An 18,730-nucleotide genomic window follows, 5' to 3' on the forward strand; every position below is an offset into this window, starting at 1 on the left:
TTGCCATCAAACGAGATTTCAGGGACGAAAAAACGGACCACTTCGAAAAGTAGTCCGTCAAAAACTTAGAGTTGTTGCGGTGAATCGACCAGCGTGATTGTTCCTTCGTTTTTCTGAACGAATCGCTCGTAGACGAAATCATTCGCAAATAACAACACGGCATTTTCCCAACGATCGTAGACGAGAACCGTCCGTGAATCCGTCAATTGTTTGACGGCAGCGACTTCAGCCGGCTTGATCCATTTCGCGACTTGGAAGTTCGCAGCATCCTTCAAGATGTCAACGCCATACTCACCTTTGAGCCGGTGCTCGAAGACTTCGAATTGGAGTTGTCCGATTGCTCCAAGGATGATTTCGTTGTATTCCGTTTTGTAGACCTGGATCGCACCTTCTTGCGCGAGCTGTTCAACACCTTTTTGGAACTGTTTCGACTTCAAGGCGTTTTTCGTGTAGACCTTCAAGAAGAGTTCTGGCGCGAACGTTGGTAGTGCTTCATATTGCAATGATGGATCACCGTTCGTGATCGTATCACCGATTTGATAGTTGCCTGAGTCGTACAACCCGATGACGTCTCCTGCGAACGCTTCATTGACTGTTTCCCGCTCATCCGCCATGAATTGTGTCGATTGCGACAGTTTCATCTTCTTGCCTGTCCGTGTCAGGACGACATCCATTCCACGATCAAATTTACCCGTACAAATCCGGACGAACGCAATCCGGTCACGGTGGTTCGGGTTCATGTTCGCTTGAATCTTGAATACGAAACCGCTGAAGAAGTCTTGTGCCGGTTCGACTTTCCCTTTGTTCGACTCACGTGGTGTCGGTGAAGGAGACAAGTTCAAGTAATGTTCAAGAAGTGGTGTGACACCGAAATCGACGAGTGCTGATCCGAAGAAGACCGGAGTCAACTCACCTTTTGCGATCAATTCTTCATCGTATTCGTTACCTGCGCCGTCGAGTAAGTCGACTTCATCCATCAACGTCTCGTACATTTCCGAGTTGATCGTCGTCGCGAGTTCTTCGTTTGCGAGACCTTCCTCGCCGAGTTCGATCGTCTTACGATCGTTCTTGAAACAATGGAATTGTCCTTTGACGCGGTCGTAGACCCCTTCAAACTGTTGACCTGAACCAGCTGGCCACGTCACAGCAACCGATGGGATACCGAGGACTTCTTCGAGTTCTTCCATCAATTCGAGTGGATCACGCGCTTGACGGTCCATCTTGTTGATGAACGTAAAGATTGGAATTCCGCGCATCCGACAGACTTGGAACAGTTTCTTCGTTTGCGACTCGATCCCTTTCGCCGCATCGATGACCATGATCGCTGAGTCAACCGCTGTCAGGATCCGGTACGTATCTTCACCGAAGTCCGAGTGACCTGGTGTATCCATGATCGAGACGATCTTTTTGTCATATTCGAATTGCATGACCGAAGACGTAACGGAGATTCCGCGTTGTTTTTCGATTTCCATCCAGTCCGATTTCGCGAATTTCGAGTTTTTCCGTGCCTTGACAGAACCTGCCTCACGGATCGCTCCTCCGTGCAGGAGGAATTTTTCAGTTAATGTCGTCTTACCCGCATCCGGGTGGGAAATGATGCCGAAAATCCGACGCTTTTCGACTTCCGTTTGTAGAATGTTTGTCATGTATGGTAGTTCCTTTCACCGATATATTCAAAAGTCCGATCAATCTTTTTCGCAACTAGTCTATCATACCGAATTTTCAAGGTCTCGTCCATTTCACTTCATTGACTTAATTTTCAGATTAAAAGTTGACAATTCCTCTACTTCTTCTTTACGATGACTAGGAAGTTCACTATTACAGAAGGAGGAGACGTACAATGGTATTCCATCAAGCTCGGACATCTGTCCACACTGTCTTTGTATCGGCTACAACTGTACGTCACCCAATCGTTTAATTTTTAATTAAGCAGGGTGTGCGTATGCGTATACGTACATGCTGCCCTCTTATATCAGGACGGGTATGCCCATATTTGTGCGTATCCGTCTTTTCTATTGTCTAAAAACGGAATATAAGGGGTTTTCACTATGTTTAACGCACTTAAACAGCTCGATCGCAACATCTGGATCCGGTTCGTCGGGGAAACGATCACCGGGATCATGATGTTCATGATCGCACCATTTTTAGTTCTTTATTACGCGGATCGACTCGATTCCTACTTCTTGGTCGGTGTCATCATGGCGACCGGACCGATCATGTCACTCGTCGGCGCCGTCCTCGGTGGTCATTTCGCTGATAAATTCGGTCGAAAACCACTGATGGTCCTCTCGATCATCGGTGACGTCATTGCCTTGATCGGTTTCTCGTTCGCCGATTCATTCGGACCGCTTCTCGCGTTGAACGCGTTGCTCGGTTTATCGAGTTCATTGTTTCATCCCGCGGCAAGCGCGATGGTCGCGGACGTCACACCACCAGAACGCCTGAACGAATCGTTCGGTCTGCTCCGGATGGGACATAACGTCGGGGCCGCATTCGGTCCACTTCTCGGAAGTGCCGTCCTGTTCGTCGACCGTTCACTCATCTTCTACTCTGCCGCTTTCGTCTTTTTCCTGTACGGACTCGTTCTCTACTTTTTCATCGAAGAAACGAAACCGGAGTATATCGAAAAGACGGACGAAGTCAAAGTGTCCCCACTCACCGTATTACGGAAAGACCATGTCTTTTTAATCTTCATCGGTGCGGGTGTCTTCATCTCGATGGGATTCGCCCTCGTCGAGAGTATGTTACCGGTCTTTTTGAAAGAGGCACTACCGGGCTTGCCGACGAAACAAAATCCGTTTCCTTACTTGATGGCACTGAACGGGATCATGGTCGTCTTATTCCAGTTCCCAATCGCTGCTCGCTTATCAGGGAAAGCATTCGGAAAAGTCATGTTGCTCGGCGCCTCGATCTTCGGCATCGGTATGATTTTCCTCGCGTTCGTGCCGTCCTATCTGTTCTCACTCGGAACGAATTATGTCGTGCTCGTGACGGTATTGCTTGCGATTTATGCGTTCTATACGCTCGGTGAGATGATCATGTCCCCTGTGCAGATGACGTTCATCGCTTTGATTGCACCAGAACATCTCCGCGGAACGTACAACGGTGCTGCGAGTCTCCAGTGGTTAATCGGCGGCGTCACCGCACCGCTTCTCGGATCGTTATTCCTTGATACTGGAAAAGGTGACTTTGCGCTCGGATTCGTCGGACTGCTCTGCTGTGTATCAGGTGGGGTCTATCTCGCACTAGACCGGTCGATCCAACGCGCGAAACGCTTAACGAAATCCGCCTAAAAAAAAAAAGCGATGTGTCATGCTCCGACTTTTGTCAGAGCGTTACACATCGCTTTTCTCGTTAAGATGGTAATTGATTTGCCGCTACGAACGGACCGAAGAGGACTGGTAACGGATCAAGTCGTTGCTGGATTTCTTCAATGAAATTCGTTGATCCACTGACGAAGACGATCGGATCATTCGCCGTGATCATCGTCAAGAATTCGTGCATCTGTTGTTCCCAACCGTCTTGACGGATATGATGGACGACCATTCCTTTCGTCGTCAAAGAAAGGACATTCGCTAACATTCGTTCTGCCAGTTCCTCAGCTGAGACATGTAACAATGTCGTTTTTCGACCGGTCAGGAGTGCATGCCGAGCTTCGTCGATGACGGCTCCGAGATGATGCTCTTCTGCAATCAACAAAATATCTTGTTGACGCCAGTTTTCAGCATGACGGTATTTACAAAAATGCCGACACGTATCGACGAGTTGATGGTGAACAATTGCCCATGCTTGAAGTAAAGGTGCATCTTCTTTAAGGTCATATTCGATTTGAATAGCTTGAAGAATTTCACGACTGATGATGTCAGGGTACGTCAACAGAAACGATTTCGTCTGATCGATTTCATTCAGTAAAATCAATTTAAACAGTTCACTCGATTCATGCTGGTTTGTAATCTGATTCAATAATTGACTCAGGCGTAAAATCCGTAATGCGCGAGTTCCGTCCTGAGCCCCCGCTTCTCGAAGCGCGCGCAATTCTTCTTCGTACGTCGCCTCGAGCGAGTCATAGAAGCGCGTCGCGATCCGCAATCCCTTTTGCTCCATCGATGGACCGAGCTGTTGCAAAAGGTGTAATGCCTGATCGAAATGCATAATTTAACCTACCTTTCACCGTCCATTATGCGTGAATCCACTCTCAAAAACAATCTCTAAAATGCATCTTATTTTTTGCACATTGAAAGTTGTAAATGCTTGCGCCCCCCCCTAGTATGTGTGTTAAGTAGGTGATGAAAATGCGCATGACACGTTATACGGATTACGCGATTCGGTCCCTGCTGTTCGCAGCAGCCCATCCCGATCGTTTAGTCCGAATCCAGGAAGTAGCGGATTGTTACGACATTTCTAAGAATCATTTGATGAAAGTAGTCTATCGTTTAGGACAGAGTGGTCTGATTGAATCTGTCCGTGGTCGTGGAGGTGGTTTTCGATTAGCGAGCCCTCCGGATGCAATTCATATCGGTGACGTCGTACAACTGTTTGAACCAACCGTTCATTTTCTCGATCCGCAAGAAGGCATTCACGAGATTCCTTCGCTCAATCCAGCACGTGATGCTTTCGATGATGCCATTGCGGCGTTCCATCAAGTACTCAATGGTTACACAGTACATGATTTGCTACATCCGACAGCTGAAACTCATCCACAAATACTTGAAATGATTCCGAACCGCGATTGAGCGGGTTCGGAATCTTTTTTTATTCCGTCCTCGCTCAATTGCGATTTCTCAAAACGCTCGTGGTATACTTATATAAGAAAGGAGGGGTACAGATGAACCCTCAAGAAGAACTCCATCTCTTATATCTTCGCTTAAAGGAAGAAGAACCCTCCGTTGCACGCGGTGAGGCCTTATGGGCCATCTTTGAGGAAACAGCTGATGATTCACTCCGCTTCCTCTCTTTATGGACATTTTCACAAAATCAGTTTGATTTAGGACACTTCCGATCGTTTCTTGTGTCCTTCACGCTCTTGATGGAATGGATCCGAAAAGATGAGATGACACTAACTCCAAAACAAGAACTTGATTTGTACTGGAACTACAAGTCCTACTTGATCTATATGGCAGAACAAGAAGACGTGACGGTCTCGCTTCTCGAAGAAGATCTTGATCGCTTCATCGATTTCTGTGATGCGCATGGCTTTATTCGGACACGTGACTATATCAGCTTCATGGTCTATAGCAAACTCGGTGACGAGGAACAAGCCGATCATTATCTATCGGAATGGGTCGACGCGCCAAGCGACGAACTCAGCGATTGTCCATCCTGTGAAGCTTTCAGCCGGATGACGTATGCGATCGAGCGCGGATTCGAAGATCGTGCTTTGCTACTTTATGCAGCACTTCGGCATGAACGTGGCTGTTCACGGATGCCAGATCAGGCACATCCATATATTCTCCCGCTATTTCTCAGTCGTAAAAAAGAACGCTTTGATTGGAGCGAACGCTTGATCGAAGAAGTTAAACGTGGCGAAACCCTCTTTACAGGTGGTGATGAACCGTATCATCTGTATGCGAAGATGTATTACGATACGAACTACACGTGGTCGATGGAAGAGAAAAAACAATTGATCCCCTTCTTGACCGACCGTGGATATCTCCAGTTCTTACTCGCTCACTATGCATTTGCCCATCGGCAATCGCTCGGTGAGGAAGCGTCTTATCTCGCAGCGCTCCGAACGAACCTCTATGAGATTGCTCAATCTCTCGATCGTCGGATCGAAGGTGTCTTTTACTTGAATCTCGTCGAGCGTGAACTGAAACGGATCACCCAGTTCGTTGCCTGAATCTCATTCGTAAAGGAAGTGTCTTCATGTTAGATCATGTCCAGCTCGCTATGCCAGAAAACGAAGAAGATCGCGCCCGCGCATTTTATGCCGGGCTTTTACATATGAAGGAAGTCGAAAAACCGACTGGTGTTCAAGCCAGTGGTGGTGTCTGGTTCGAAGAGCACGGTGCAGCGATTCACCTCGGTATCGAGGAACCGTTCGCTCCTGCAAAAAAAGCGCATCCTGGATTAACTGTCGCTGCGTTCGAAGCGTTGAGCGATGCTCTTCAAGCTGCCGGTTATCCGGTTGAGCATGATACACGCCTTGCGCCACGCCGTCGTTTCTTCACGGCGGATCCCTTCGGTAACCGGTTGGAAATCATCGCTGCCCACCTGCCGACGTTAACACCGAAGAAATTGATGGATGGTTCTCATGTCCGCTTAATCGCACCCGCTTCTAGCCTCTCGACGGTCGAGATGAAGATCATCGATGGTGCAATCGAGACACTCGAATCGCTCGGCTTACGGGTTTCGATCAGTCAACATGCGCGTGCCGTCAATCCGTTCGGATCCAGTGATCCTGAGTTACGGGTTGCTGATCTTCATGCTGCGTTCGCGGATCCGAACGTTGATGCGATTCTATGCGTTCGCGGTGGGTTCAGTACGAATGAACTCGTCGACTTACTCGATTACGAATTGATTCGGACACATCCGAAGATCCTTTGTGGCTTCTCCGATATCACGGCGCTCAGTCACGCCATTTTGACGAATACCGGCTTAGTGACATATTCGGGACCGATGTTACGGGCTTTTCGGGACCGCGACGCCTATACGATCGATTACTTCAAACAAGTGCTGTTTGGAACAGAACCCGTTACGATCAAGCCATCCATTCATTGGCGCGATAACGATCGCGGACATGTCATCACGTTACCGAACAATGGACCAATCCTTTTATCTCATGGGAAAGCAAGCGGTCGACTGCTCGGTGGGAATCTTTGTACGTTAAATCTCCTGCAAGGCACACCGCATTTTCCCGATTTACGGGATGCGATTTTGTTCCTTGAAGACGATTACGAAGTCCACCCAGCGACGTTCGCCCGTGATTTCGCATCGTTGATGGCGCAACCGGGTGCGGAGACGGTTCGCGGAATCGTCTTCGGACGCTTCCAACTCGAAACGAAGATGACGGAAGAACATCTGCGTTATTTAATCTCACTTTACCCATCACTAAAACAAATACCGGTCCTTGCGAATGTCGACTTTGGACATACGAGTCCTCTGTTTACGTTCCCGATCGGTGGACAGGTTGATCTCCATGACAAGGTCATCCGACTTCATATTTCTTGAATATTAAAAGAAGGAGACGCGGCAATCCGCATCTCCTTCTTTTTTAATAGTCGAGCAATCTCGAAGCGTCGATTTGACGTTTCGACCCATCCGCAAACATCTCGAGTGTCGCGAAAATCTGGTCATTTGCCCATTCATAGTGAAGTAACGTGAAATCTTCAAGCGTCGAGACCGTCTTGAACGTTTTCCCGACCGTAAACGCACGCTTCCGGCTCGCATCTTCTGCCGGAACGGTGACGAAGATGACTGTGATTTCCTCACCCTTCGTATCATAATAGAATTCAACGATCCGACCGTCCGCTGTTTCAGGTAAGACACCTTTACGGGGCTGTCCGGTCTCGTCCAATTGTACGTATGGTTGCAGCATTTTTTCGCCTCACTTTCTCCGTCATTCATCATAGCACGTCCACCTGATTTATGCTAATCTATATTTGATGTGAAAGGGGGATGAGTCGCGCATGGAATGGTTCATGAACGGGATTCTGCTCTGGGGCTTTATCATGATTACACTCATGGCGATCGGCGGGTTTTTCATGTTCCGGAAGTTCCTCAAGAAGTTGCCGAAAGAAGACGGTAAATCGATGATGGACTGGGAAGATGAGTACATCGACAAAACACGACACCTTTGGACGGATGAGACGATGGAATTATTGAATGCTCTCGTCATGCCGGTTCCATCGGCATTTCGTGATGTCGCCCGCCGCAAAATTGCCGGGCGGATCGGACAGTTCGCACTCGAAGAACGGGCGACAGAGATGACATCTGAACTCGTCGTCAAAGGGTATATTTCTGCGACACCGAAACGCGATCATAAATTCTTGAAAAAAGCTTTGACGGAGCACGCCATCGACTGGCGAGACTACGCATTATATTTCCAAAATTAAAGGATGCACGAAAAAACCGCCGAAGTCTCCTTCAGCGGTTTTTTTTAGTGAGGTAAATGCGCGACCGGTACGGTGCCCGATTTCACCCGTTTGTATTTTAGATACATCGCGAAGCGCCAAGGTGCAATCATTCCGAAGGCAACGAGATAAAAGATCCCACCCGTCTCGAAGATATCAATCTGTCCTCCGATGAAAAATTTCGCAACCGTCCGAACGAGTAAGATACCGAATAAGACGATGAAAAATGCTTTCGAACGTTGCAAATAAATTTGCCCTTCCGCTTCATAAAAATTGGATGTCTTAATCAAAAAGATACTGAAGATGGCTCCAACGAGCAATGCTTCCGCTACCTCCGTCCATGTCAGACGGGATGCCGGGTATAAAAACTGCAGCATTCCCGTTGACATCGCAAACGGTGGGATCAAGATTTTTTTAGCGTTCGTCGGTTTTGCTGATGCCTTCACGCGAATGAAGCTGATCAGCAATCCCATGATGAGCGCTACTCCAGTTGATATCCAAATCATCTGATCACTTCCTTGATTAAAATCCTGTGAAACCGACGATGTCACTCATCCATGCTGCGAATTTACTGAGACCATCAAAATACAGCATGACACCGAAGACCATCATTAAAGCTCCACCGAATTTCGTTAATTTCAGACTATACTGCACGAATAGACGCGAACGACCAACGAAGAACGCCATTAATAAGAATGGAATCGAGAATCCGAGAACATATGCAAGCATGTAAAACATGCCTTGGCTCGGATTGGTCGCAGCTAATCCGATGACTCCTGCGAGAATCGGACCTGTACACGGTGTCCAACCGGCCGCAAAACCGATTCCGACAAGCACTGTTCCGACGTATCCCCCTTTTCGTTCCCCAAGATTCAGTTTCTTTTCACGCATCAAGAATGTCGGTTGCCATAACCCGACGAGGACGACACCGAACACGAAGATGACGAGTGCCCCAACCATCCGTAACGTATCTCGATAGGTGATGAAGACATCTGCGAACAAGGACGTCGAGAGTCCGAGCACAGCGAAAACCATTGCAAATCCAACGAGGAACGCTAACGTATGAAACAAGGATTGTCTTTCCCGTACCCCTCGTTCCTTCAAATCCGTGACCGATACCCCTGTAATATAGGAGAGAAATACAGGATACAGCGGCAGCGTACACGGAGAGACAAATGATAACAGACCGGCTCCGAACGCTAACCATAATGAGAGCTCCATCTGAGCATCCCCTTTCTTTACTACTATAGAAGAAGTTCCTCCTCTATTTTGCCAAACTCCTCTGCATTTAGCACCTATTATCTCACAGAAAGTTGCAAAAGATTCGTGTCCGCCAAAATTACAAAAAAATTACATTTCGTCGATTTTACTGAAATCTCGTTGCACCTCGTAAATGGACTTGCTAGAATATGGATACGACACCAATGTAAGGGAGACTGCTATGACGACACAACAACTATTGACGTTAGCCATCGAAGCCAAACGTAGCGAACTATATCATCAAGCTGACCAGTCCAGCTTTACCTCCCCGCGTGTTTTACAACTTAGCCATGAACTCGACGTCCTACTTTTAGAATATTCACGGACGGTCCAAAACTACACCATTCACGGTTCGAATGAGCCGCTCTTATCTTAATGATTGATTTGGTCAGCATTCGAGTGTGAATGCTGACTTTTTTATGACTTCTTATTTCTGATGGAGGTGCTTTATGTCCGCTTTGACTTTCTTAGCCAGTTCACGTTCCTTCCATATACCTGACGATCTCCCTCGATTATACGTACATGAAGTCGAAACGCTTGAATATGTCTCATTGAAGCGAGGACGATTCACGATGCCTTACCTGTATACGATTGAAGGCGCCGATCAATGGGAGTTCATGATTTACCTAGAGCGTTATATGGAAGAAGGAGATGTCTTAGAGTTGCTCTATATCGAAAATCAAAATGACAGCATGCATGACCATCTACCGTCCACTCCGCTACTAGAGCCGATCGAAATCAATATTCGCCAGCGAACGTACCAAACGATTCACGGCACGTTTCAACTTTCCGCTAACGATTGGATGCAGGAATTGTACCATCGTTCCTATCTGTCAGCGTTCGGGGTGACGACAATCGTCAAGTATTGAACTACATGTCTTCCATTTCATTTTTTTATCACTAAACGATAGTTGGATGACATAATTTCTATTTTCGAGTCTTTTTTCTGTTGAATTTTTCGAATTATTTAGCAATAGTAATTCAAAAGACCTATAGACAGCCTTTTTTCATAATCAGTATGTCCTATCGATGACAAAAACCGCCCTTTTGCAATCTTGTTGTCATACAAGCTCGGTTTGTAACTCGAATGACATTGACCTGTAAACGCACAGGTCAGTTTTGCCGTGTAAAGTAGGAACAGTAAACACAGCATATGTCAGGAGGACATCAATAATGAAAAAAGCAGTTTTCGCTGCCGGTCTTGCAGCAACAGCTCTATCAGTAGGATTTGCCCAAGAGACAGAGGCTGCCTCAGAAACGGTAACAGTAAATACACCAGTACTCAACGTACGCACAGCACCTACAACTGCATCAGCAGACGTAGGGAATGTATATAAAGGTCAAACATTAAATGTCGAAGGACGTTCTGGCGCATGGATCAAAACAACAGTTAACGGTCAAAAACGTTACGTTCATGGCGCATATACGTCTGCAGCAGGCTCATTCGACTTTAAAAAAGCGACAGTTACTACGGCAGTACTAAACGTCCGCACACAACCAACGACAAGCTCGAAAGACGTCGGTAACCTCTACAAAGGCGAAAAAGTTAACGTAGAAGGAAAAGTTGGTGCATGGATTAAAACAACAATCGATGGTAAAACACGCTATGTACACAGTGCATATACAACACTTGGTAGCGTAGCTAAAGCACCAGCAGCACAACCGGCTGCTAAACCAGCTGCGAAGCCAGCTCCAAAAGCAGCTGCTCAACCAGCAACTGCAACAAAACAATCAACACCTGCAAAATCAGGTACAAAAGTGACGATGAACGTCAGTGCTTACACGAACGATCCATCTAACAATGGTAGCCAACTCTACAATGGCCGTGCGTTAACAGCAAGCGGTTATGACGTCACGAATACGATCACGTACAATGGTATGCGTATCGTAGCAGCCTCTTCACAATACCCAATCGGTACACGTATGCACATCGAAGGCATTGGTGAAGCAATCGTACTCGACCGTGGCGGCGCAATCCAAGGTAACCGTCTTGATCTTCTCGTTGGTTCACAACAAGAAGCACTCAACTGGGGTCGCCAAAACGTCACAGTTACTGTCTACTAATCAAATGAAACAACCTGCCGGGCGAGACCGCCTGGCAGGCTTTTTTTATGGCTATTTTTTTAAGAAACTGTGACATGACCGGATTGCAGTTGATACATCTTCTTATACAGACCATCTTGTGCAATCAATTCTTGGTGATTACCTTGCTCGATGACTTCCCCTTGATGAAGAACAAGAATTAGATCCGCATCTTGAATCGTCGATAGACGGTGGGCAATGGCAATCGTCGTCCGCCCTTGACGCATCCGTTCAAGTGCGACTTGCACTTTCTCCTCTGTCTCAGTATCGATCGAGCTGGTTGCTTCATCGAGGATCAGGATTTTCGGATCCCGCGCCATCGTGCGCGCAAAGGAAATCAACTGACGTTCCCCAGCTGAGAACGTCGCCCCCCGTTCCGCAACGGGACTGTCATATTGCTGGTCCAGTTGATTGATGAATCCGTCCGCTTGAACGAACTTCGCAGCCGCTTCGACACGATCAAAGGAAATCGAACTATCGAATAATCGAATGTTGTCCGCGACCGTTCCCGTGAACAAGAATGAATCTTGCAACACGAGTCCGACATGCTGTCGTAGTTCTTCCTCCGATAACTGCTCGAGTGGTTGACCATCAATCAAGATTCGACCCGATTGATAGGCATAAAAACGCATCAGGATATTGATGATTGAACTTTTGCCACTTCCCGTATGACCAACGAGAGCGATTGTCTGTCCTTTTTTCGCCTCAAACGAAATCCCTTTCAAGACATCCTTCTCACCGTCATAACTAAAGCGAACGTCTTCAAAAACGATATGTCCTTCTGACACACGCGCCTCCCCTTCGAGTTGTTTCGTGGGTTCTGGTTCATCTGTATCGAGGACCTTGAATACTCGGTCTGCCGAGACGACAGCTTGCTGAAACTCGGACAAGCGTTGCATGATTTGCTGAACTGGTTGGAAGATCCGCTCCATGTAACTAATGAAGGCATAAACAACACCGACTTGAACCGTTTGCGAGAATGACAAGACACCGAAGTACGTCACAAGTGTCGCAATCGAGATCGCCAGTAACAATTCGATGATGGGTCGTAGTAACCAGCTATCGAGTTTCAAGTTCTTATAACGTCCGTTCTGGTGGGCGACGTTCGTCTCTTCAAATTCCGCCATCAATCGTTTTTCTTGACGGAACTGCTGGATAATCGCCATCCCGTTGATTGATTCATTGAGTTGGGCGTTGATTTTCGATAGTAAATCGCGGACTTCCGCGTAATATTTCGTCGAATACTTCCGGTAAATCCAAACGATGAAATAAAACAGCGGTAACAACAGTAACGCAATCGTCGCGAGTCGCGGCTCTAATAGATAGAGGAAGATATATGTTCCAATCAACTGGACCCCACTTTGAACGAATGTCGATAAGACACCAATGTAGAGTTCTTTAATTGCTTCCGTATCGTTCGTGATCCGAGAAACGAGTACCCCGGCAGGCGTCCGGTCGAAATAGGCAAGTCGTAAATGCATGACGTGTCGGAAGACATCGATACGCAAGCGTTGAATGACTTGTAAGGCGATCTTTTGGAATTCGAATGCTTGTAAGTAATCGACGATGATTCCTGTCGTATGCAGTAACAAGTACGCTGTAAACAAAAGTGCGACTTCCTGTACCGGATACGTACCCGGTGCGACGTATTCATCAATGAAAATCTTGACGAGATACGGTCCCCCGAGTTTTGCCGCTGTCGTAATGAACAGCAGAATGAAGGCGATGCTGACCTGCTTTTTGAACGGTTTGACGAAATCAAGCAATCGTTTCAGGACGGCTTTTTCATTGATATCATGATTCATTCGGAACGCCCTCCTTGTTCGACAAGTGATTCTAGTTGCTGGCGATCGTACGTCTCTTTATACCAACCGTCATGAGCGAGTAACTGCTCATGCGTGCCCCGTTCGATGATCCGACCGTCTTCGAGGACGATGATCTCATCGGTATGTGACACAGCCGACAGACGATGGGCAACAATGATTTGTGCTTGGTCATGATCCGCTGTGCGGAAGTGATGGATGATCGCTTCCTCCGTTTTAGCATCGACCGCAGACAACGCATCATCGAGCACTAAAATCGGACAGTCTGCTAGTAATGCCCGGGCAATCGAGATCCGTTGTTTTTGACCACCGGATAATGTGACTCCTCGTTCCCCGACCATCGTCGCATATCCTTCCTTAAAGCCGAGAATGTCCTCATGGACTGCCGCAATGCGTGCCGCTTCCATGATGTCTTCCATTGATGCGTCCGGTTTTGCAAAGGCGATGTTATCGGCAATCGACGCGGAGAACAGGAAATGATCTTGCGGAACGATCGCCACTTGACGTCGAACGGTATCCCGTGTCAATTGTTTGATGTCTCGTCCGCCAATCATGATCGCACCTTGTTTGACGTCATATTCGCGAGACAATAAACGGACAAACGTTGATTTCCCAGCACCCGTCTTCCCGACGATTCCGAGCGATTTCCCGGGTTCCAATGTCACATCGACGTCTTGTAAGACCGGTTGCGTATCATAGATGAATCGTTTAATCCCGACATGGAGTTCCGGTGACGAGACACTCGTCGCCGCTTCCTTCGCATCTTTGATTTCCGGTTCGATTGCAAGCATCCGCTCGATCCGGTCGTAAGAAGCACGACCACGTTCAACGATGTTGAACAACCAACCGAAGGCAAGCATCGGCCATGTCAATAAACCAAGATATGTAGTGAATGAGACGATGTCACCGATTCGAATCTCACCTTGTTGTAACAAATAGGCGCCGTAACCGACCGCGATGATGTACGATAGACCGACTAATCCAAAAATCGTCGGGTCAAACAGCGCATCGATTTTTGCGACACGACGGTTCTTTTGGACGACGTCATCGGATAGATCCGTAAACGTCTGTACATCAGACTCAACTTCTCCTGTTGCTTTTAAGACGCGGACACCACTAATGCTTTCCGCGACCTTATCATTCAAATCGGAGAAGGCTTCTTGCGCATCATGAAAACGTGAATGCAACATTTTCCCGTAGCGTGACGTCAAGTAAACCATCAGCGGCATCGGCAGAAGTGACACGAGCGTTAATTTCCAACTGATCGTCGTGACCATTGTAATGATGACGAAGCTCCCCATCGTCACCGAGTCAACGAGCGTTAAAATACCGGCCCCCGCTGTCATCGATACCGCCTGTACGTCGTTCGTCGCATGTGCCATTAAATCTCCACTCCGGTATTTCTTATAGAACGATTGATCCAAATCTGAAAAATGACCATACAGTTGACTACGTAACAAGCGTCCGAGGCGAATCGATGCCCCAAAAATGTGAAAACGCCAAAAATAACGAATGAAATAGGTCGCAACCCCGATGAGTAGCAACGTACCGGCGAGACGAATCAAATCACGCTTCGTCAAGCTTCCTTCGCTCAGACCATTGACTGTCGATCCAATGACCTTCGGTGGAATGAGTTCTAATCCTGCTACAAAAATCAAGCAGATGACCCCAAGACTATACGCTTTCCATTCTCGTCGGAAAAACCAACCGAGTTTCTTGAAGACTCCCATTCAAGTCTCCCCCCTTTTTAAATCCTATGATTATTTGAAATAGTCTCACATTTTAGATTAGTTCTCTTTCTAAAAAATAGCAAATAAAAAGGAGACCGTTTGGCCCCCTTTCGTACAACTTATTTTTTAGGTGATTTCATTGAACCACTCATTGAACGCATCACTTGGTTGACTTTCTTTTGTGATGGCTTTTGACCCATTTGCATCATCAATGTCTTAATCATATCTTCGTTGATTGGTGGGTTTTGCTCCAAGTAGTTCATCATGTATCGACGAGCGATATAGAAACCAAGGGCGACACCTGCTACCAAGCAAAGAAGGGCAATTAAAATCCAAATCCATGTAGCCAAGTTGCTTCCTCCTCTAACTTAAAACGTCGCTTTTTACTATACTATAATTCCAATTGTTTGCATAGATGATAATAGATGAAAAACGAGCCCGACGTAAGATCGGACCCGTTTTTCCGGAAAAGATTATCCGAGTTGTTTGACTGTCGCTAAAACGTTCTCAACAGACATGCCGTATTCTTTCAAGAGGAAGTCTCCAGGAGCAGATGCGCCGAAACGATCGATTCCGATGACTTGTCCTTCTGTTCCTACATATTTGTACCAACCGAGTGAAGCGCCTGCTTCGATCGCGACACGTTTCGTGATGTGTTTCGGAAGAACTGATTCTTTATACTCTGCTGACTGTGCTTCGAATACTTCCCATGATGGAAGCGAAACGACAGCTGCTGATTCACCCAGTTCTTTTTGTGCTTCGACAAGAAGGTGAACTTCTGAACCCGTACCGATCAAGAGCGTATCAGCTTTCGTCACATCACCAGCGATGACATAACCACCTTTTTCAGCGCCTTCCGTCGTTGTACCTTCAAGCTCTGGTAGACCTTGACGCGTCAAGACGAGAAGTGTCGGTTTGTCTTTTGCTTGAACCGCTGTTTTCCATGCTGCGATCGTCTCTTTTCCGTCTGCTGGACGGTAGATCGTGACGTTCGGCATTGCACGGAAGCTCATCAAGTGTTCGACTGGCTCGTGTGTTGGACCATCTTCACCAACAGCGATCGAGTCATGCGTCAAGACGAAGATTGATGGTAGTCCCATTAACGCAGCAAGACGGACTGCTGGACGGAGGTAATCCGAGAAGACGAAGAATGTCGCGCCGTAAGGAATGACGCCACCGTGAAGTGCCATACCGTTGACAGCCGCAGCCATTGCGAATTCACGTACACCGAACCAGATGTTACGACCGCTCGGGTCGATATCGAAGTCTGCTTCGCCTTTGAGCATTGTATTGTTTGATCCTGCAAGGTCAGCTGAACCACCGAACAATGTCGGAACGTTCTTCGCAAGGCCATTCAAGACTTCACCACTCGTTTGTCGTGTCGCTTTTTTTGATGACAAGTCGTACGTCGGAAGATCTGCTTCCCAGTTACTTGGCAATTCGTTTGCGATTGCGCGAACGAGTTCCGCATGCAATTCTGGATGCGCTGCTTCGTATTGTTTCATCGTTTCGTTCCATGCGTCTTCCGCAGAAGCACCACGTTGGACGATCCGCTCGTCGAACAATGATTTGACTTCCTCAGGGACGTAGAACTCTTCGTGATCCCATACATAGCTAGCTTTCGTCAATTTGATTTCCGCTTCACCGAGTGGTGCACCGTGAGAAGCCGATTTACCTGATTTGTTCGGTGAACCGAAACCGATGACTGTCTTGACTTCGATCAATGTTGGTTTTGTCGTCTCTGCTTGTGCCGCCGCGATCGCTTTCGAAATCGAATCGATATCCGTTCCGTCTTCTACGCGAATGACTTGCCAGTTGTACGCTTCGAAGCGCTTCTGGACGTTTTCAGAGAATGATTTATCGAGATCGCCGTCAAGTGAGATATCGTTTGAATCGTACAATACGACCAATTTACCAAGACCAAGGTGACCTGCGAGTGAAGCCGCCTCAGCTGAGACACCTTCCATTAAGTCTCCATCTCCACAAATTCCGTATGTGAAGTGATCGACGACGTTGAGCTCGTCACGGTTGTATTTTGCTTCAAGATGACGTTCTGCCATCGCCATACCAACTGCCATTGCGATCCCTTGACCAAGTGGACCTGTTGTCGCATCTACACCAGCCGTGTGACGGTATTCCGGGTGACCTGGTGTTTTTGATCCCCATTGACGGAATGATTTAAGATCATCCATTGATAGATCATATCCCGATAAGTGGAGGAGTGAGTAGAGAAGCATCGAACCGTGTCCGGCTGAAAGTACAAAACGGTCGCGGTTGAACCATTCTGGATTTTTAGGGTTATGGTTCATATGATCCGCCCAAAGCGAGAATGCCATCGGTGCTGCTCCCATTGGCATACCTGGGTGACCCGAATTCGCCTTTTGTACGGCATCAATCGATAAGGTACGAATCGTATTAATTGCTAATTGTTCTACTGTCGTCATGTTCGTCAAAACAATCATCCTCTCTCTTTTTCACAAATTCCTACTCATTTTAGCACACTCTTAAATGTGATACAACTTTTCTAAATAGTATGTCACATTAAAATAAATGCGCTATCTATAGCCGTTCTATCGACTCATACAGGATGCATGAATTGATGAAAGATCGTTATTAAGATGTATTGCTATCGTGCAATGTTTCCTCATCTAACCACTCCAACAAAAAGGAGGTCCACCTGACGGAGACCTCCTTTCTTCTATAGAAGAAATAAACGATTATTGTTTATTCCGTTCTTCTTCTTGTGCTTGTTTTAATTTCTCAGGTGTTACGTCCGTGCCCTCTTCATCAACGATCTTCATGCCCATGAGTTGGTTTTTGAACGATCCACGGAATGCTGCGAGATACGCAGCACGTAGCTCTTTTTGTTCTGCTGTTTCTGCTTCCGATAACGGCTCGACTTTTGATTTATTCGCTAATGCATTGATTCGATCTAATTGTTCTTGTGATAACATGGAATCCCTCTTTCTCTATGACTCAAACTTGAGTAGTTCAATTGTATTCTTACTGTAAAAGAGCTTACAAAAAAAAGCAAGTTAACCGTGTCAGTCGACAGGTTACTTGCTTCTCATTCCGGGCTAGGCGTCATTTCGCGGTATTCAAGATATCGACGATTGACCGTCGCCTTTGAGATATCATGTCCCATCCCGCGAAGCGTAATGGCGATATCTGAAAACGTCAGTCCGAGTTCTCGGAGGCGTACGATTTCTTCGATCGGTACGTCTTTTCGACTACGCCCAGCGTTCTCTCCTTGACGATTGAGATTACGCTCCGGGCGAAAACCTTGCTCGACCGCTCGCCTCATGCCACGCGCGATTTTAGCGTTATGCAATTTCCGTTGATATTCTTCCACCAGCGAGACAATCTCAAGGACCATTGCTTCTGCATCAGCAAGCTGGTATTCTCCATCAGAATCAAGTGTCATCAACCGAACACCGTGCTTTTTAAACGTGTGCAAAATAGCGATTTTCGCATTCCCTCGACCAATCCGTGTATCATCCGTCACGAGGACTGCATCTACTGCGTCACGTGTCACATGATCAAGAACCGTCAGCATCCCTTCGCGATCGACATCATATCCACTCTCTTTTTCAGAGACGATATCTACGACATCAAACCCTTTTTGAGACGCGACCTTCGAAAGCTCCATTCGTTGGCGTTCAATCGAGCTATCTTGTGCTTCTTTTTCGGTCGATACCCGACAATAAATCACGACCTTCATCGTACCTCACATCCCTGTTCGTTCTTTCACAACTTTTCCATT

General features: G+C 47.0%; 19 protein-coding genes. 8 read left to right on the forward strand and 11 right to left on the reverse strand.

The window, feature by feature from the left end; all coding sequences use genetic code 11:
* Positions 1-65: 65 nt before the first annotated feature.
* Positions 66-1,646, reverse strand: a complete 1,581-nt coding sequence (locus tag ACHWTJ_RS10775; RefSeq protein ID WP_035408673.1) for a peptide chain release factor 3 — start codon at positions 1,644-1,646, stop codon at positions 66-68.
* A gap of 402 nt (positions 1,647-2,048) precedes the next feature.
* On the opposite strand from ACHWTJ_RS10775, the gene ACHWTJ_RS10780 reads away from it, so the two are divergent.
* Positions 2,049-3,293, forward strand: coding sequence for an MDR family MFS transporter (locus ACHWTJ_RS10780; RefSeq protein ID WP_394679701.1), 1,245 nt, complete (start codon positions 2,049-2,051; stop codon positions 3,291-3,293).
* A gap of 61 nt (positions 3,294-3,354) precedes the next feature.
* On the opposite strand, the gene ACHWTJ_RS10785 is transcribed toward ACHWTJ_RS10780, so the two are convergent.
* A complete protein-coding gene (locus tag ACHWTJ_RS10785; protein ID WP_294747276.1) occupies positions 3,355-4,152 on the reverse strand; it encodes a hypothetical protein in 798 nt (265 codons plus the stop codon).
* Positions 4,153-4,292: 140 nt separating this feature from the next.
* Between ACHWTJ_RS10785 and ACHWTJ_RS10790 the strand changes: the two genes are divergently transcribed.
* The 3 genes from ACHWTJ_RS10790 (at position 4,293) to ACHWTJ_RS10800 (ending at position 7,170) form a co-directional block, all read left to right on the forward strand.
* The gene (locus ACHWTJ_RS10790; RefSeq protein ID WP_023467786.1) at positions 4,293-4,733 is read left to right on the forward strand and encodes an Rrf2 family transcriptional regulator; all 441 of its coding nucleotides are present in this window, start codon (positions 4,293-4,295) and stop codon (positions 4,731-4,733) included.
* A 92-nt stretch (positions 4,734-4,825) separates the two neighbouring features.
* Positions 4,826-5,839 carry a hypothetical protein gene (locus tag ACHWTJ_RS10795; protein ID WP_023467785.1) on the forward strand — a complete coding sequence of 338 codons (1,014 nt, stop codon included), beginning with the start codon at positions 4,826-4,828 and terminating at the stop codon, positions 5,837-5,839.
* Between the two features lie 26 nt (positions 5,840-5,865).
* On the forward strand, positions 5,866-7,170 hold the full coding sequence (locus tag ACHWTJ_RS10800; protein ID WP_394679702.1) for an LD-carboxypeptidase: 1,305 nt from the start codon (positions 5,866-5,868) through the stop codon (positions 7,168-7,170).
* Positions 7,171-7,213: 43 nt separating this feature from the next.
* On the opposite strand, the gene ACHWTJ_RS10805 is transcribed toward ACHWTJ_RS10800, so the two are convergent.
* A complete protein-coding gene (locus ACHWTJ_RS10805) occupies positions 7,214-7,537 on the reverse strand; it encodes a hypothetical protein (protein ID WP_023467783.1) in 324 nt (107 codons plus the stop codon).
* A gap of 91 nt (positions 7,538-7,628) precedes the next feature.
* Here ACHWTJ_RS10805 and ACHWTJ_RS10810 point away from each other — a divergent pair, with 91 nt between their 5' ends.
* Positions 7,629-8,054: a DUF2621 family protein gene (locus ACHWTJ_RS10810; RefSeq protein ID WP_035408684.1), complete on the forward strand. Its 426-nt coding sequence runs from the start codon at positions 7,629-7,631 to the stop codon at positions 8,052-8,054.
* 44 nt (positions 8,055-8,098) lie between these two features.
* Here the strand turns inward: ACHWTJ_RS10810 and ACHWTJ_RS10815 are convergent, their stop codons facing one another.
* Positions 8,099-8,578 carry a CcdC family protein gene (locus ACHWTJ_RS10815; protein WP_294747290.1) on the reverse strand — a complete coding sequence of 160 codons (480 nt, stop codon included), beginning with the start codon at positions 8,576-8,578 and terminating at the stop codon, positions 8,099-8,101.
* Positions 8,579-8,594: 16 nt separating this feature from the next.
* Entirely contained in the window at positions 8,595-9,293 is a 699-nt protein-coding gene (locus ACHWTJ_RS10820; RefSeq protein WP_294747294.1) for a cytochrome c biogenesis CcdA family protein, read from the reverse strand.
* A 220-nt stretch (positions 9,294-9,513) separates the two neighbouring features.
* Between ACHWTJ_RS10820 and ACHWTJ_RS10825 the strand changes: the two genes are divergently transcribed.
* The 3 genes from ACHWTJ_RS10825 (at position 9,514) to ACHWTJ_RS10835 (ending at position 11,396) form a co-directional block, all read left to right on the forward strand.
* A complete protein-coding gene (locus ACHWTJ_RS10825; protein WP_023467779.1) occupies positions 9,514-9,708 on the forward strand; it encodes an aspartyl-phosphate phosphatase Spo0E family protein in 195 nt (64 codons plus the stop codon).
* 73 nt (positions 9,709-9,781) lie between these two features.
* A complete protein-coding gene (locus ACHWTJ_RS10830) occupies positions 9,782-10,201 on the forward strand; it encodes a hypothetical protein (protein WP_394679703.1) in 420 nt (139 codons plus the stop codon).
* Positions 10,202-10,505: 304 nt separating this feature from the next.
* Positions 10,506-11,396, forward strand: a complete 891-nt coding sequence (locus ACHWTJ_RS10835) for an SH3 domain-containing protein (RefSeq protein WP_294742372.1) — start codon at positions 10,506-10,508, stop codon at positions 11,394-11,396.
* Between the two features lie 59 nt (positions 11,397-11,455).
* On the opposite strand, the gene ACHWTJ_RS10840 is transcribed toward ACHWTJ_RS10835, so the two are convergent.
* The 6 genes from ACHWTJ_RS10840 to ACHWTJ_RS10865 form a co-directional block, all read right to left on the reverse strand.
* Positions 11,456-13,219 (reverse strand): ABC transporter ATP-binding protein, encoded by a 1,764-nt coding sequence (locus tag ACHWTJ_RS10840; protein WP_294742375.1) that lies wholly within the window; start codon positions 13,217-13,219, stop codon positions 11,456-11,458.
* On the reverse strand, positions 13,216-14,967 hold the full coding sequence (locus ACHWTJ_RS10845) for an ABC transporter transmembrane domain-containing protein (RefSeq protein WP_294742376.1): 1,752 nt from the start codon (positions 14,965-14,967) through the stop codon (positions 13,216-13,218). Before ACHWTJ_RS10845 ends, ACHWTJ_RS10840 begins: the two co-directional genes overlap by 4 nt.
* A gap of 119 nt (positions 14,968-15,086) precedes the next feature.
* Positions 15,087-15,317 carry a YneF family protein gene (locus ACHWTJ_RS10850; protein WP_012370001.1) on the reverse strand — a complete coding sequence of 77 codons (231 nt, stop codon included), beginning with the start codon at positions 15,315-15,317 and terminating at the stop codon, positions 15,087-15,089.
* A 123-nt stretch (positions 15,318-15,440) separates the two neighbouring features.
* Positions 15,441-17,429 carry a transketolase gene (tkt, locus tag ACHWTJ_RS10855; RefSeq protein ID WP_294749949.1) on the reverse strand — a complete coding sequence of 663 codons (1,989 nt, stop codon included), beginning with the start codon at positions 17,427-17,429 and terminating at the stop codon, positions 15,441-15,443.
* Between the two features lie 255 nt (positions 17,430-17,684).
* A complete protein-coding gene (locus ACHWTJ_RS10860) occupies positions 17,685-17,921 on the reverse strand; it encodes a DUF896 domain-containing protein (RefSeq protein ID WP_035398122.1) in 237 nt (78 codons plus the stop codon).
* 113 nt (positions 17,922-18,034) lie between these two features.
* Positions 18,035-18,688: a recombinase family protein gene (locus ACHWTJ_RS10865; RefSeq protein WP_394679704.1), complete on the reverse strand. Its 654-nt coding sequence runs from the start codon at positions 18,686-18,688 to the stop codon at positions 18,035-18,037.
* Between the last annotated feature and the right edge of the window lie 42 nt (positions 18,689-18,730).

Origin of the sequence: uncultured Exiguobacterium sp. (assembly GCF_964277885.1) — a bacterium.
Taxonomy (GTDB): domain Bacteria; phylum Bacillota; class Bacilli; order Exiguobacteriales; family Exiguobacteriaceae; genus Exiguobacterium_A.

Bases quoted from the DNA above. Each gene is read 5' to 3' on its own strand.
- ACHWTJ_RS10775 (WP_035408673.1), bottom strand. From the start codon at position 1,646: ATGACAAACATTCTACAAACGGAAGTCGAAAAGCGTCGGATTTTCGGC.
- ACHWTJ_RS10780 (WP_394679701.1), top strand. From the start codon at position 2,049: ATGTTTAACGCACTTAAACAGCTCGATCGCAACATCTGGATCCGGTTC.
- ACHWTJ_RS10785 (WP_294747276.1), bottom strand. From the start codon at position 4,152: ATGCATTTCGATCAGGCATTACACCTTTTGCAACAGCTCGGTCCATCG.
- ACHWTJ_RS10790 (WP_023467786.1), top strand. From the start codon at position 4,293: ATGCGCATGACACGTTATACGGATTACGCGATTCGGTCCCTGCTGTTC.
- ACHWTJ_RS10795 (WP_023467785.1), top strand. From the start codon at position 4,826: ATGAACCCTCAAGAAGAACTCCATCTCTTATATCTTCGCTTAAAGGAA.
- ACHWTJ_RS10800 (WP_394679702.1), top strand. From the start codon at position 5,866: ATGTTAGATCATGTCCAGCTCGCTATGCCAGAAAACGAAGAAGATCGC.
- ACHWTJ_RS10805 (WP_023467783.1), bottom strand. From the start codon at position 7,537: ATGCTGCAACCATACGTACAATTGGACGAGACCGGACAGCCCCGTAAA.
- ACHWTJ_RS10810 (WP_035408684.1), top strand. From the start codon at position 7,629: ATGGAATGGTTCATGAACGGGATTCTGCTCTGGGGCTTTATCATGATT.
- ACHWTJ_RS10815 (WP_294747290.1), bottom strand. From the start codon at position 8,578: ATGATTTGGATATCAACTGGAGTAGCGCTCATCATGGGATTGCTGATC.
- ACHWTJ_RS10820 (WP_294747294.1), bottom strand. From the start codon at position 9,293: ATGGAGCTCTCATTATGGTTAGCGTTCGGAGCCGGTCTGTTATCATTT.
- ACHWTJ_RS10825 (WP_023467779.1), top strand. From the start codon at position 9,514: ATGACGACACAACAACTATTGACGTTAGCCATCGAAGCCAAACGTAGC.
- ACHWTJ_RS10830 (WP_394679703.1), top strand. From the start codon at position 9,782: ATGTCCGCTTTGACTTTCTTAGCCAGTTCACGTTCCTTCCATATACCT.
- ACHWTJ_RS10835 (WP_294742372.1), top strand. From the start codon at position 10,506: ATGAAAAAAGCAGTTTTCGCTGCCGGTCTTGCAGCAACAGCTCTATCA.
- ACHWTJ_RS10840 (WP_294742375.1), bottom strand. From the start codon at position 13,219: ATGAATCATGATATCAATGAAAAAGCCGTCCTGAAACGATTGCTTGAT.
- ACHWTJ_RS10845 (WP_294742376.1), bottom strand. From the start codon at position 14,967: ATGGGAGTCTTCAAGAAACTCGGTTGGTTTTTCCGACGAGAATGGAAA.
- tkt (WP_294749949.1), bottom strand. From the start codon at position 17,429: ATGATTGTTTTGACGAACATGACGACAGTAGAACAATTAGCAATTAAT.
- ACHWTJ_RS10860 (WP_035398122.1), bottom strand. From the start codon at position 17,921: ATGTTATCACAAGAACAATTAGATCGAATCAATGCATTAGCGAATAAA.
- ACHWTJ_RS10865 (WP_394679704.1), bottom strand. From the start codon at position 18,688: ATGAAGGTCGTGATTTATTGTCGGGTATCGACCGAAAAAGAAGCACAA.